At 30.0% G+C, this 14,150-nt stretch carries 14 protein-coding genes; 3 read left to right on the top strand and 11 right to left on the bottom strand.

The window, feature by feature from the left end; translation table 11 throughout:
* The 4 genes from AB2369_RS05810 to AB2369_RS05795 all read right to left on the bottom strand — a co-directional run.
* A partial coding sequence (locus AB2369_RS05810; protein WP_367665533.1) for a signal peptidase II occupies nt 1–338 on the bottom strand: 338 nt, incomplete at its 3' end.
* A 286-nt stretch (nt 339–624) separates the two neighbouring features.
* Complete coding sequence (locus AB2369_RS05805; RefSeq protein WP_367665532.1) at nt 625–1,203, bottom strand: manganese efflux pump MntP family protein; 579 nt, start codon at nt 1,201–1,203, stop codon at nt 625–627.
* A 536-nt stretch (nt 1,204–1,739) separates the two neighbouring features.
* Nucleotides 1,740–3,590 (bottom strand): thioredoxin domain-containing protein, encoded by a 1,851-nt coding sequence (locus tag AB2369_RS05800; protein WP_367665531.1) that lies wholly within the window; start codon nt 3,588–3,590, stop codon nt 1,740–1,742.
* A 38-nt stretch (nt 3,591–3,628) separates the two neighbouring features.
* The gene (locus AB2369_RS05795; protein ID WP_367665530.1) at nt 3,629–3,793 is read right to left on the bottom strand and encodes a DUF255 domain-containing protein; all 165 of its coding nucleotides are present in this window, start codon (nt 3,791–3,793) and stop codon (nt 3,629–3,631) included.
* Between the two features lie 377 nt (nt 3,794–4,170).
* Between AB2369_RS05795 and AB2369_RS05790 the strand changes: the two genes are divergently transcribed.
* Together AB2369_RS05790 and AB2369_RS05785 are read left to right on the top strand one after the other, a co-directional pair.
* Nucleotides 4,171–5,244 (top strand): phosphotransferase enzyme family protein, encoded by a 1,074-nt coding sequence (locus AB2369_RS05790; protein WP_367665529.1) that lies wholly within the window; start codon nt 4,171–4,173, stop codon nt 5,242–5,244.
* Nucleotides 5,245–5,973: 729 nt separating this feature from the next.
* Nucleotides 5,974–6,501 carry a GNAT family N-acetyltransferase gene (locus tag AB2369_RS05785; RefSeq protein WP_367665528.1) on the top strand — a complete coding sequence of 176 codons (528 nt, stop codon included), beginning with the start codon at nt 5,974–5,976 and terminating at the stop codon, nt 6,499–6,501.
* A 162-nt stretch (nt 6,502–6,663) separates the two neighbouring features.
* Here AB2369_RS05785 and AB2369_RS05780 read toward each other — a convergent pair whose 3' ends face one another.
* From AB2369_RS05780 to AB2369_RS05755, 6 genes are all read right to left on the bottom strand, one after another.
* Nucleotides 6,664–7,383, bottom strand: a complete 720-nt coding sequence (locus AB2369_RS05780; protein WP_367665527.1) for a hypothetical protein — start codon at nt 7,381–7,383, stop codon at nt 6,664–6,666.
* An 11-nt stretch (nt 7,384–7,394) separates the two neighbouring features.
* Nucleotides 7,395–8,222: an ATP-binding cassette domain-containing protein gene (locus tag AB2369_RS05775; protein WP_367665526.1), complete on the bottom strand. Its 828-nt coding sequence runs from the start codon at nt 8,220–8,222 to the stop codon at nt 7,395–7,397.
* A 236-nt stretch (nt 8,223–8,458) separates the two neighbouring features.
* Nucleotides 8,459–8,728: a hypothetical protein gene (locus AB2369_RS05770; RefSeq protein WP_367665525.1), complete on the bottom strand. Its 270-nt coding sequence runs from the start codon at nt 8,726–8,728 to the stop codon at nt 8,459–8,461.
* A 204-nt stretch (nt 8,729–8,932) separates the two neighbouring features.
* On the bottom strand, nt 8,933–9,487 hold the full coding sequence (locus tag AB2369_RS05765; RefSeq protein ID WP_367665524.1) for a LemA family protein: 555 nt from the start codon (nt 9,485–9,487) through the stop codon (nt 8,933–8,935).
* Between the two features lie 31 nt (nt 9,488–9,518).
* Entirely contained in the window at nt 9,519–11,375 is a 1,857-nt protein-coding gene (locus AB2369_RS05760) for a DUF2207 domain-containing protein (protein ID WP_367665523.1), read from the bottom strand.
* Between the two features lie 168 nt (nt 11,376–11,543).
* Nucleotides 11,544–11,675, bottom strand: a complete 132-nt coding sequence (locus AB2369_RS05755; protein ID WP_367665522.1) for a hypothetical protein — start codon at nt 11,673–11,675, stop codon at nt 11,544–11,546.
* Between the two features lie 279 nt (nt 11,676–11,954).
* Between AB2369_RS05755 and AB2369_RS05750 the strand changes: the two genes are divergently transcribed.
* Nucleotides 11,955–12,554 carry a Uma2 family endonuclease gene (locus AB2369_RS05750; RefSeq protein WP_367665521.1) on the top strand — a complete coding sequence of 200 codons (600 nt, stop codon included), beginning with the start codon at nt 11,955–11,957 and terminating at the stop codon, nt 12,552–12,554.
* A gap of 206 nt (nt 12,555–12,760) precedes the next feature.
* Here the strand turns inward: AB2369_RS05750 and AB2369_RS05745 are convergent.
* The coding region (locus tag AB2369_RS05745; protein WP_367665520.1) for a heavy metal translocating P-type ATPase at nt 12,761–14,150 on the bottom strand (1,390 nt) is incomplete at its 5' end.

Below are 14,150 nucleotides of genomic sequence, written 5' to 3'. Positions count from 1 at the left end.
GTACCCGATAGAAAAAAAACTTCACACATTTTTATAATTATACTTTTCTTTCCTCTACTATAATAGCATTTAAAGCATTGATAAATTATTATTAAAATAATTAGATTCAATATAATATGAAAAAATCTTCCCCACCCTAAATCAAATAAAGAATTAATATAAGAATACTTATCATTTAAAATAGGACTAAAACTTATAATTCCGGGTATTATTTCAACTTCTATATGCTTATAATTATTTATTATTAGCTTTACTATTTGATCTAATATAATTAATAAAATAACCCCAAAATAAGTTATTAGATTTTCCTTTTTTCTAAAATTCATTCCCTTATTCATATCTCTTACCTCACAACATAAATCTATATATAATATAACTAACCATTTTTACATTTTATACAATTAATGGTTCCTATATAAATTTCATATAATATGACTTTTAAGCTTAATTATTTATATATATACTTATTTTAACATAAGTTTTATAATTCTCTATATTTTCAATGTAATCCTATAAAAAAATATAAAATAAAGGTTAACTAAGAACTATTATCTTAATTAACCCTTAAAATTCTCTATAAAACTAAAAATTATTTCATTTAACTATAAATATTTTAATATATTCTTATAAAATGTTAGTGTGCTCTATAAATATCCTTACTCCTATTACTATAAGTATAACTCCTCCTATTATTTCTGCCTTATTACTAACTAAATCTCCAAACTTCTTTCCAATTGTTACACCTATAGAGCATATAACAAATGTGATTATAGCTATAATAGATGATGCCATTATTATTGAAGTATCTAAGAAAGCAAAGCTTATACCTACAGCTAACGCATCAATACTGGTAGCTATAGCTAAAAGTATTATTTGTTTATTATCTATTGCCTGTACACACTTCTCCTCTTCCTTATCTTCTTTTTCTCTAGATTTAATTGCTTCATAAATCATCTTTCCTCCTAAAACACTTAGAAGTATAAGAGCTATCCAATGATCTAAGCTAGTTATATAATCCTTAAATCCTATTCCAAGTACCCATCCTATGATTGGCATTAACCCTTGAAAGACTCCAAAATATATAGCTATTTTTATACTATCTTTAAACTTTATATCTGTAATTGTCATCCCCTTAGTTACAGACACTGCGAAGGCATCCATAGATAATCCAATAGCAATTAATAATAATGATAAAACACTCATTTCCACACTCTCCCCTAAAACTTATCTTATATTTTCTATCTATAACATTTTCCCATTATAATAAGCTACTTAAAAATCATTCTTTATAACTTCTTCTGAGATTAGAACTCTATATAAAGCTTTATAATCACCTTACTATAAATCAAATATCCACTCCCCTCCTTGAATAGATTTTGTAAAATGACTCTGAACCTCATATTTTTTCTCTAAAAGAGCACGAGTATTGGGTGTTACAGTTGATAGCCATCAGATAAAATAAAAAAATAAAGACCTTTAACACAAGGATATAGCTATATCCTGTGTTAAAAGTCTCACCGTGACAATGTCATGATAAAGCCAGGTTTTAAAAACCATTGTGTTGACTTTATCTCCCTATTTGGGTGGTTACTCCCTTTTAAAATCAATTGCATAAAATTTTATTTTTTTCTTATCTTATATAAATATTCTATTCCAATAAAATTTAACTGTCAATTGCCATTTGCCATTAATCTATAAATAATTCTATTCTTATATATTTTTAATCAATCTTCTGCTTTTTATTTCCTATGTAATATCTTCTTTAAATCCTCAATATCCGTTATTGGTTCCATACAACTAAAGTTTTCACATACAAATACTGTAGGTTTACCATCTATAATTTCATAGCTTTTAAGTGATTCTATAGTTTCACTTAATTTACTTTTCTTAGAGTAAAATATAGATAAATTAAATGGATTAAACTCTTCATTTATAAGATCTATAATTTCCTTAGTTTTCTCATCCCTATCCTCTGCCATTACAACTATATTCCTTGTTGGATTCTTATAAAACAATAAAGATATTAATGAGAACGAATATGCCCTTGGGTAACTATTTATATCCTTACTAAAAGACTTAAGTATTTTTGACCCCTTTTCTTCTAACTTATATTCATCAGTAAGTCTTCCAAGTCTTAAGAAATTAAGAGCTGAGACTGAGTTTCCTGATGGGGTTGCTCCATCATATATTTCTTTTGGTCTCATTATAAGTTCTTCTCCATGACTTCCATATAGGAAAAGTCCCCCATTTTCTTCATCCCAAAAGTATTTTACTAAATCTTTACTTAGGTTTAATGCCTTATTTAAATACTCTTCTTTATAAGTAGTCTCATATAATTCAAGAAGACCCCAGGTTAAGAAACTGTAGTCATCTACATAAGCTACATAAGCAGCCTCTCCTTCTCTATATCTTGCAAGAAGATTCCCTTCCCTATCTATAAGGTTTTTAAATATAAAATCTACTGCTTTTTCTGCGGCCTTAGTGTATTTATTATTCTTTAATATCTTGCCTCCTAAGGCCATTGCAGCTATCATAAGGCCATTCCATGAAGTTAATATCTTATCATCCTTATAAGGATGAACCCTTTTTTCTCTGTAATTAAATAATTTCTCTTTCCATTCCTTTAAGATATTTTCATCTTCACTATATATATTCTTAATTAAATTAGGAATGCTCTTCCCTTCAAAGTTTCCTTTTTCCGTTATATCAAAGTACTTACAGCATCTCTCCCCTTCATCCTCACCAAGTATATCTATGACTTCTTTCTTAGTCCACACATAGAACTTTCCTTCTTCTCCTTCTGAATCTGCATCCTCTGCTGAATAAAATCCACCATCTTCTGAAGTCATTCTATTTAGTACATAAGTAAAGATCTCCTCTGCTACTCTTCCATAAAGTTTATCTTTTGTAATCGAATAAGCCTCTAGATAAGCTATGGCTAAAAGAGCATTATCATATAACATTTTCTCGAAATGAGGTACAAGCCACCTATTATCTGTAGAATATCTAGTAAATCCATAGCCTATATGATCATATAATCCACCCTTATACATAGAATCCAAGGTTGTTAAAGCCATATTTAAGGCAGATCTATTCTTTGTAACATGATAATATCTTAAAAGAAAATATATGTTATGAGGAGTTGGGAATTTAGGTGCTCCCCCAAAGCCTCCATGCCTTATATCAAAGTCACTGTTAAATTCATTATAAGCTGTTTCAAATATATCTTCATTAAATTCTTCTTCTTCATAACCTTGAGAGTTATTTACTACATTTAATATATTTTCACTAGATTTTATTAAATCTTCTTTTTTATATTTCCACCCATTATCTACGCTAGTTAAAACAGTTATAATTCCTCTCATCCCCATCCTATCTTCCTTTGGAAAATAAGTCCCCGCAAAGAAAGGCTTTTTATCTGGAGTCATAATTATAGTTAAAGGCCATCCCCCTCTACCTGTAAGAGCTTGGCAGATGCTCATGTATATACTATCTATATCTGCTCTCTCTTCTCTATCTACCTTTATAGAAATAAAACCATCATTTAAAACCTTTGCTACATCTTCATCTTCAAAGCTTTCCCTCTCCATAACATGACACCAGTGACAAGTTCTCAAAAGCAACCAAGTCAGCTATACCCAATAGATAGGAAGACAGGCTTATCTTCAGCCTTTGCCTTTGCAAATGCTTCTTCACTCCATGGGAACCAGTCCACTGGATTATATGCATGTTGTAGAAGATATGGAGATTTTTCATTTGCTAATCTATTGGGTATTCTATTATTAGTTGTCATGGACATCACCACCTTTCTAATATTGTTTTCACATTAGTATAACCAAAAAAGAAAGCCACTATGTAAATAGCAGCTTTCTTTTATTTGTATTGAATTTTCAATTCGATATGGTCATCTTTTCGATACATTGATAATAACCTCTTGTTTATTGTAAATATATTACTTATAATGAATTTAATGAAAAATTATTAAAAAGTGCGAACTACCAATTATTTATATATCAGGAAGTGCCAAATATAAAACTTCACAGGGTTTTCCCTTGTGTTGACATAAATATTTTAACATGAAAGGATGTTATTTAATGAAAAATAATTGCTCCCCAAAAAAATACGCGGAGAGTGACTATAATTTAGCTCTCCGAAAAAAAGGAGAGATTTATGATTCGTAACCAAGTACTAAAAATCGCAGATACCCACTTAATACCAAATATAACAGAATTGTATGGATTAAATGACTATAAAATCAATGTTGTTGAGGCTCACGAAGGTGGGAGAAATCTCGTTTACTTCTGTGAAAACGAGAATAAGGGTGATAAAATCATCCGAATTACTTTCTTGCCCGACAGAAATACAGAGGATTTACTAAGTGAATTAGAGTATGTTCGGTATCTTTACGAACACGGCGGCAGTGTATCTAATGTAGTCGATTCCTGCAATGGGCGTTTGGTAGAGGAAATTATTTATAAGGGTCACAGTTTTTATGTAAGTGTATTTGAAAAAGCCAAGGGAGAAAGCCTTGCAGAAAATGGATATCGATATCGTGAGGGGGTCCCCCTGGCTGAGTATTTCTACAACTGCGGCAAAACTCTCGGTAAGCTTCACGCGCTGTCAAAAGGATATGAACCTGTGCATCGCCGATACAGCTTTTTTGACAAGTACAATGCCGAATTTATCAATCAAATAATTCCTGACTCTTTGCCCTTGCTGAAAGAAAAGTTACTGGAGCTTATACGAACTTTAGAAGTAATGGACAGAAATTCAGGAACGTTTGGCATGGTGCATTTTGATTATAGCGACGGAAATTACATGATTGACTACGAAACAGGCAATATCACGGTGTTTGATTTCGATAACGCTTGTTTTTGTTGGTATATGTATGACCTTGCAAATGTTTGGGAGCATGGGGTAGGCTGGGTACAGTTTGAGGCAGATGAAGAAAAACGTCAGCAATTCATGACAGAGTACTTTGAAACTGTTCTTGAGGGATACAAGTCAGAAACAGAAATCGACGACAAAATGCTTGAAAACCTACAGTTGTTTATCAAGGTAAGCATCATGGAAAGCATTATTGATGCATTTGAAGTTATGCATAACAACGGAGAAAAGCCAGAATGTGACGAGCAGTTGTCCTATCTCATTAAATGTATGGAGGACGAAATCCCATATGAGGGTTTTTTTCATGAAATTTATTCATGTGATGAGCCTTTTGAGTATGAGACACGTGAGATTTAACTCAATCTTAAGGCGATTTGCCAAGGGTCTTTATAGGAAAGTACCACACAGTTGGTAACAAAAATGGATACCCACTAATAGGGTACCTATTCTCTATTTAAAGTCATTTTTCTATGATAAGATAGAAACTTGTGACTTATTATGAGCATAATCAGAAGTGTTTTACTTCTCAATATTCATAAAGACTAAAACAACAAGATGCTTAATTACGTTATACTATACCTCTTTCGAAACATCTTAGGAATGTAATACACATGTTATGTTTGATTAATCAGAGATTAATTTCTCTGATTTTTCATTTATTAATCTATTGGATTTATTGCTGTTCATGCCACCACCTCCTTCATTAAAAATTTATTCTTATTTTATCCTAAATATAAAAAAATAGACTTAGAACTATAAAAACTCTACGTCTATTTTTATAATAACTCATATTTTAAAATTCGCTAGTAGATTAAGCTATAAATAATCTTCAAAGAAAAATTTATATGTGATTAAGTCATGAAAATAATAGTATTTACTCATAAGTATATAAATGCTATTATTGGTTTATAATGTAATGCCACTAAGGGGGTAACTTTATGACATTTATTAATAATATTTCATGGATTCTTATTGGGTTTTGGATTCTATTTGCTGGTATTGGGTTATATACAATGCTTTTAATTATTAAAGCATTAAAAAAATATTTAGCTAAATAAATTATACATAACTAAGGGGGATTTAAAATTGGAAAACATTCATATTGAAACACCTAATCTAATTCTCAGAAATTTTTCATCATCAGATGCAAAAGATGTATCATACTATAGTCAGCAACCTAATGTATCATATTGGATGTCTGATATGATCTTTCATAGCGACGCTGTTGCGCTTTCTTGGATAAATAGGGTAAATGAAAATTTTGATACCACTAAGCCTTTTATAATATTAGCAATTGAACATAAGATTGAATGTAAATGTATTGGAGTTGTAGGAGTTCATCCAAAGGCTGAAATAGACAATGAAGTTGAGATTTTATATGGTATTTCTGATAATTATCAAAGTAAAGGATATGGAACTGAAGCATCTAAAGCGCTAATTCAATGGGTTTTTGAAAATACTCAATTAAAGCACTTAGTTGCAATCGTAAAACCAGATAATATTCCATCTAAAATAGTAATTGAAAAACTTGGTTTTGAACATGTTAACACACAAATGGTACACTATGATGGTGCTATGTGTAAGTTTAATTACTATAAGCTATATAATAACTAATCCTAATGTTCTTATATTTAAAACTTGTAGGTGGGTAATTCCACCTATAAATTTTATCATAGTATCTGTGATGTTCGTCTTCATTAAAATATATCCTAGTTGTAAAGTTTTGCATATGAAAAAAGATATACAATAATTAAACTGTACATCTAAGTATAGAATTTAAAATAATAATTTTTTCATCAATTTTATGTAAATAAAAATCACTATTAAAATATAGATTACACCATAAATTATGGGTATTGAAAGAACACTTAAAGAGAACCGTCCAAGTGATGCACATAAGCTCGCTATATCATATACAGGAGGTAAAATCCAAGTAATTACCTTTGCAATAGGAAACTCCTTTACTAGTGGTCCTTTAATAACAGAAATCAGTGCAATAAAAGTTATACCCATTACTGCGCTATTCTTATCTCCAATAATTTTTGTCTGAAAAATCATTCCAAGTAGAATTCCCATTAGTGCCACTAATATATTAATAACTATGGCCAATATAACTTCACTTAAAGTAACTTCACTTTGAAAAAATGTTCCGCCACTTAATATATTAATAACTACTGGCAAAATTACTTCAATTAAAGAAATTATAATTCCTAAAACCCATATAAACAATATCTTAGATATCCAATACAGATTATTATTTCTTACCTTAAGAAATACAATCTGCTCTGTAACAGAATCCTGCATCTCACAGTAGCTAAATCCCATATAAGCCATTATAAAAAATATTAAATTAGCGAAAGTTATCATATTATATGTAAAATTTACAGGAGTTATATTATAAGAAAGTAACTGAAATATACAAAGAATTAAAAATGGAATTATAAATTTATTAGATTTTATGTAAGTTTTACAATTATACTTTAATAAAGCTATCAAAATAATCCCCCTTATTCCTTAAAATATTTTAATAAATATCCATGCTGTAACATCTTCAAAAGTATTTCATTACCTTTGTTTTCCCTCACTTTTACTTTTAATAAATCCCCTTCTTCATAATACTCTCCAATACCTTTAAGCTCCCATTCTAGATTAATATTGCTTCTTTCTTTTTTCTCAAAAATCATTAAACTATATATAAACTCTTCTAATTTTGTCTTTTTAAGTTCAACTAATTTTTGATTTTCAATCTTAAGTACCCTACTAGACAGTTCTTCTACTAAAAGTATTTCATGACAGGACATAATAACAGTAACCCCTTGAGCTATTAAATCTTTAACAATTCTAATAAAATTCTTTTGTGAATCAATGTCCTGTCCTGATAATGGTTCATCCAATAACAACACATCAGGCTTTGTAATTAATCCTTGAAGTACAGCCACCTTCTGCAATGTTCCCTTAGACAAATATTTCATAGGGACATCTCTCATATTCTCTAAATAAAACTCTCTATAAAGCTCTTTAATTCTTTTGTGATAATCCTCTTTACTTAATCTCTCTAATTCTCCCATAGATTTCATATATTCTTCTACTGTTAAATTAAGTTTAGAATAATTTTCTGGTATGTAATTAAACTTTATATTTCTATCTTTAATTATCTCTCCTCCACTTATGGTGGCAAGCCCACATAGCATACGAAGAAATGTGCTTTTTCCCGTGCCGTTATTACCTATAATAGCTACACTTTCCCCTTGTTTAAATTCCACATCAACCCCACTTAAAATTGTTTTCTTCCCAAATTTTTTACTTAAGTTTTCTACCTTAATAATAGATCCCATACCCTTGTCCCCCAGTTTATAAATATTTATGTGAAAACTAGTCTTTAAATATGCTTTACCCCCTCATAGATTAAAGGTTAATTTTAAGTACAATGATTTGTATATAATTTTATACCAATTCTCATATTTTGTAAAATATAGATCAATTAGGTTTCTCAAGCATTAAAAATAGGAACATATCACTTCTATGTTCCTATTAATAAATTCATATTAAATATTTATTTTTAATCTATAAACTATGACTTTTCACCATTAAGAAATCTCTTTTCGTTATATCTCCACTGAAAAAAGTATATAATTACTCCAATAACTCCTTGTATTATAAAGTATGGAAGTATATCTTGGTAAAAATCAACTTGAAATAGTTTTTCTATTCCACCATTATAAAGTATTACACTTATTGCTCCTACTATGAGTCCCCATAAGAGTAACCCTCTAAGTAGTACGTACTTAACTATACCCATCTTTCTGGTATTTTCCCATTTTTCCATTGTATCATTACTCATAAAAAACCACCTCCACTACCAATATATGTATATGAAGTAAAAAGGGGATGTGGCACAAAGAATAAAAACTATAATATATTGTATTAGATTTTTAAATTCTAAGACAACATATTGTGGTTAAATTTCTTAATGCGACAGCCCCTTTAGATTCCGTGGCTTAATAGATTGATAACTACCTTCGGGAAAATTTTATATTTAATATTTTTAAAACTTAACATTAACTACTTTTTTATCCTTATCATCTATCTTAAAATATGACTCTTCCCTAAATCCAAAGATAGAAGCTAATATATTTTTAGGAAAAACTTCTATACTATTATTATATCTAAGAACTATATCATTATAAAATTGTCTTGCGTATCTTATTTTCTCTTCAGTATCCTTTAAGTCCCCTTGAAGACTTAAAAAATTGCTGTTTGCTTTAAGTTCTGGATAAGCCTCAACTACTACCATAAGCTTACTCAATGCTTCTGCCATCATATTGTTTGCCTTTACAGTATCTTCTATATTATTAGCAGATATAGCTGCATTTCTCGCCTTTACTACCTCATCAAAGGTACTCTTTTCATGGGAGGCATATCCCTTAACAGCCTCCACTAGATTTGGTATTAAATCTGCTCTATTTTTAAGTTGAACATCTATTTGAGCCCAAGAATTCTTAACCCTATTTCTTAGGGTAACTAATCCATTATATACAGTGATTATATATAGTAGTAATATAACTACCAATGTAATAATAACTATTGAACCTATTTTCACTTTTCTCACTCCTTATCTTAAAACTTAGTGGCTAAAAGGCTCCACCACCGCCTCCGCCACCTCCTCCACCAGAGCTTCCTCCACTAAATCCTCCTCCAAAACCGCTGGATGAAGAATCTTGTGATGTGGCTACTGCTGCACTATCAATGGCTTTATCTACTATATCTGTGGTGTCTGAAATCATAGAACTTATCATATAGTAAGTGTAAAAATTATTATGATATCCCATATAAGTTAAGGATGGATCATTAAACTCCTCTTCCCTAAATATCTTAGGTAGTTTTTCAATTACCTCTTCTGCAACACCTAAAGATATTGCATATACTAGGTAATGTTCCCATATAACTATGGAAGGTATATCAGCCTTATCCATATTAGAAAAATGGCGTAAGAACTTTTTAAAGGCTCTCCACTTAGCATCTTCCTCTACTCCATATCTACTTTTCTTTTTAGCATTAGAAAGTCCTGCAATTGATAATATAATAATTATTCCAAGTATGGCTGCTATTCCAGAAACAATTGATTTAAGTATTATAGCTAATATTCCAAAAGCAATTGTAATTAATACTCCTAGAGCATAAAATATCCCGCTTCCAGTAACCCTATTTCTCTCAAAGAAATTCTTACTTTCTCCAGCCTCTTTGACCAAATTCTTAAACGTATCATAGTCCCTATTAAATCTCTCTGCAGCAGATTTTTTCTTAACCTTCTTCTTAATATTATCTAAGATTATAGACTCCCCATCGCCTAAATGATCTATGAACCACTTAATGATAAACCTTTCATGGGGATACAACCTATCTAAATTAGCACTTTCTATTTTCTCTATTTTGTACTTACTCTTAATCTTTCCCTTTTTATCCTCTTCATCTATCTTTACTATTTTTATCTTTTTCTTCCTAACTAAATCCATTAGGGTTGCCATGATATCCTCTGGATTTGTACTTCTATCATGTACTAAATAGCTCATTACTGCTGGAGTGTAATCTCCTGGAAGGTCTCTATAATATTCTCCCTTAAACTCTGGCTCCAGCTCTCCTCCAAACCTTTTAAACATATATAATAATATTAAAACCCCAGCTGCTATACCACTAAAAAATAATGGTGAAAGCTTATTTCTAGTGTTTTTAAGTTTCTCTTCTCTTTCTATCCTTGCTCTTTCTCTCTCTCTTAATTTATTGGCTTCTTCCGCAAATCCCTTTTCCATCTCTAAAAACTCATTAAGTTTATCCTCATTATAGGTTCTAGTAGAGTATTTTATAAGATCTTTAGGAAATAGAATAAAGGTCTCCACAACCTCTCCCTTGTTTACAAAAGGTACTGTAAAATTAAATGTTCTATTATCTATAATAGATGATGCTCCATTTAAAGGACCATGAGCAAATACCTTTAAATCCTCTTTTGCCGCTCCCTCTGGTATAGTTATGTTAATATTTATATTCTCTAAGGGTACATCCCATCCCTTATCTATTACCTTCCTATTAAATGTAGCAATATCATTATACTTTTCAGCTACATTTTTAAGAACATACCTATAAGTAAAGGTCTTTTGTTCTGACTTTGACTTCTCATATATTTTAAGTTGTAAAACACTTCCCTCTTCCTTAGTTTCATAGTCTTTTATTTCCCTATCACCTACAAATATTTTAATATTATTAACTCCATCAGTTCTGTCCCTATCAATATTTCTAAGTACTCCATTAAAGTCTCCCTTAAAGTCATAGGTTATATCCTCTTCCACATAGGCATCACCATTTTCTTTTATGTCTATGCTCATATTATATTGTGAAACCTTATAATCTTTGCTATCTCCATAGGCCCATACCCCTGGTATGAAACATATAAAAAGTAGTATAAGACTAATTATTAAGGTATTTTTTCTTTTCAACTCTGTCACCCCTTCTTTCAATATATAACTCTGTAATTATATTCTTCCTAATATCACTTAAAATACATCCTATATATTTTAGTTTTATGATTCTATAAAAATTACTATTATTATAATTATAATCCCTATAAGTAAATTTTAACATTATATTCATCTTAAATATATTAATTAGGTACTAGTTGGGTCAGTTATAAGTATTGTAAGCATACAAAATAAGGCTACAAAAAATATACTATCTTCTTCATATAAATCCTCCTGTTTATAGCTTAAGCTTCCTATACCCATATGATAATATTCCATAATTTAGTTTTAATGTTATAATTATATATTAGTAATAGTTAGTATATTATATATCTTATTCACTTTAAAGTTATAAACTTAAAACCTATTTTCAAATAAAAATTAGTTCAATTTGTTATTGCAATTTATCGAATTAAAGTCTTGTAATAACACTTGTCTTATAACTAAACTTATAAGAACTACTTTTAATTTATATAAGGTAAAAATAAGCTAGAAACGTTGTAATATATAGGGTTTATGGCTATAATATAGATATATGAAATTGTGAGGTGAAGTGTTATGAGCAAGTTAAATGCATTTGATTTTAAAGATAATTCAATAAAAGAGGAATGGATTGATGGCACTATAATGATGTCACCTAGGCCCCAATATAATCATATGGAGATAATGGAAGTTTTAGGGGAAAAATTAAGAAGCTATTTTGGTGATAAATGTAAGGTAAGGACTGAAGGCTCATTATTTCTTACAAAAGAAAATCCCGCTGAATTAAAGAAAGATTTTTCTAAGCTAAAGGAATTAATAACTTCTAAAAAGGCTGAGGTAGTACCTGATATAGCTGTTTATTGTGATAAGAATCAGAGGTTTCGAAGAGGTTTCTTAGGTATACCACAATTAGTTGTAGAAGTTCTCAGTCCAAGTAATTCTTTTGATGATACTGTTAAAAAGAAAGATCTTTATGAATCATATGGTATTCCAGAATATTGGATAGCAGATCCTATGACTAAAAAAGTTCATATATTTAATTTAAAGAGTGATAGATATTCTCTAGATGGTGAATTTAATTTCTTAGAAGAAGAAATTAAATCAGTAAAATTTGAAGACTTAATAATTGATATTAAAGATATAGATTTAATTGAAGATGATGATTTCGATTTTTAGAATTAAATAATAACATAAAATAGTCCACTATATATTTTCTCTATTTATTTCAATTTTATCTTATAACTTAATTGATAAATTTTTATATTACCTAAAAATCCTGTATTTTTATTTGAAACTAAGGAAAATACGGGATTTCTTTACAATAGTCACAAATATAAATGAGAGGAAATAATCTCCCTCTCATTTCTTTATAACACATTATACTAATCAAGATTTTTTATATTTAGCACTCTAGTTGCATTTAAGATTGCAATTACAGATACTCCTACATCTGCAAATACTGCTTCCCACATTGTTGCAACCCCTAAAGCTCCCATTATAAGAACCCCAGCTTTTACAGCTAGTGAGAATATAATATTTTGCTTTGCGATTCTTAGTGTACGCTTTGATATCTTCATTGCTGTTGCTATTTTTGATGGTTCATCAGTCATAATAACTATATCTGCCGCTTCTATTGCCGCATCTGATCCAAGACCACCCATTGCAATACCAATATCTGCTCTAGATAAAACTGGTGCATCATTAATTCCATCTCCAACAAAAGCTAGCTTTCCTTTTGATGATTTTTGTCTTAACAACTCTTCTACTTTTTCAACTTTTCCTGCTGGAAGTAATTCTGTATATGCTTTATCTAGTCCCAATTCTTTAGCTACTTTCATACCAACGCTGTTAGCATCCCCTGTTAACATAACAGTTTGCTTTATATTAGCTGCTTTTAATTCCTTAATTGCTTTTGCTGAATCTGGTTTTACTTCATCTGCAATTACAATATATCCAGCATATTTATTATCTATTGCCACATGTACTACTGTTCCTATTATTTCTCCCTTATAATAAGGAACCTTTATCTTCTTCATTAATTTTGTATTACCTGCATGTACAGTCTTTCCTTTTACAACTGCTCGAACTCCAAACCCAGATATTTCTTCAACATCTGTTATTTCAGATTCATCTATTTTCTTATTGTAAGCTTGTTTTAAAGATATTGAAATTGGATGGTTAGAATAATTTTCTGCATAGGCTGTGAGCTCTAGTAGTTCATCTTTAGAAATACCTTTTGCATTTATCTCCTGTACTGTAAATACCCCCTTTGTTAATGTTCCTGTTTTGTCAAATACAACTATTTCTGCTTCAGCTAATGCTTCTAAATAGTTACTTCCCTTTACTAGAACACCGCTCTTAGAAGATGCTCCTATTCCTCCAAAGAAACTTAATGGTACAGATATAACTAGTGCACAAGGACATGATATAACAAGGAATGTTAACGCTCTTGAAACCCACTCGCTAAATGTAGCTCCTTCTATTAAAAGAGGTGGTACTATTGCTAATATAGCTGCCACAATAACAACTGCTGGTGTATAGTATCTTGCAAATTTTGTTATAAAGTTTTCTGATTTTGACTTTTTACTACTTGCATTCTCTACTAAATCTAATATCTTACTTACAGTAGATTCTTCATATTCCTTTGTAACACGAACAGTTAAAACTCCATTAATATTAATACATCCACTTAATACATCTGATCCTATGGATAGCTCTCTTGGAACTGATTCACCAGTTAATGCTGATGTATCAATCATAGAGTTTCCATCT

Source organism: Clostridium sp. (genome assembly GCF_040797585.1).
Classification (GTDB): domain Bacteria; phylum Bacillota; class Clostridia; order Clostridiales; family Clostridiaceae; genus Clostridium_Z.
The sequence above is the reverse complement of the archived record's forward strand: the minus strand, read 5'-3'. Positions and strand labels throughout refer to the sequence as shown.

Bases quoted from the DNA above. Each gene is read 5' to 3' on its own strand.
- AB2369_RS05805 (WP_367665532.1), bottom strand. From the start codon at position 1,203: ATGAGTGTTTTATCATTATTATTAATTGCTATTGGATTATCTATGGAT.
- AB2369_RS05790 (WP_367665529.1), top strand. From the start codon at position 4,171: ATGATTCGTAACCAAGTACTAAAAATCGCAGATACCCACTTAATACCA.
- AB2369_RS05770 (WP_367665525.1), bottom strand. From the start codon at position 8,728: ATGAGTAATGATACAATGGAAAAATGGGAAAATACCAGAAAGATGGGT.
- AB2369_RS05800 (WP_367665531.1), bottom strand. From the start codon at position 3,590: ATGGAGAGGGAAAGCTTTGAAGATGAAGATGTAGCAAAGGTTTTAAAT.
- AB2369_RS05795 (WP_367665530.1), bottom strand. From the start codon at position 3,793: ATGACAACTAATAATAGAATACCCAATAGATTAGCAAATGAAAAATCT.
- AB2369_RS05775 (WP_367665526.1), bottom strand. From the start codon at position 8,222: ATGGGATCTATTATTAAGGTAGAAAACTTAAGTAAAAAATTTGGGAAG.
- AB2369_RS05755 (WP_367665522.1), bottom strand. From the start codon at position 11,675: ATGGAATATTATCATATGGGTATAGGAAGCTTAAGCTATAAACAGGAG.
- AB2369_RS05750 (WP_367665521.1), top strand. From the start codon at position 11,955: ATGAGCAAGTTAAATGCATTTGATTTTAAAGATAATTCAATAAAAGAG.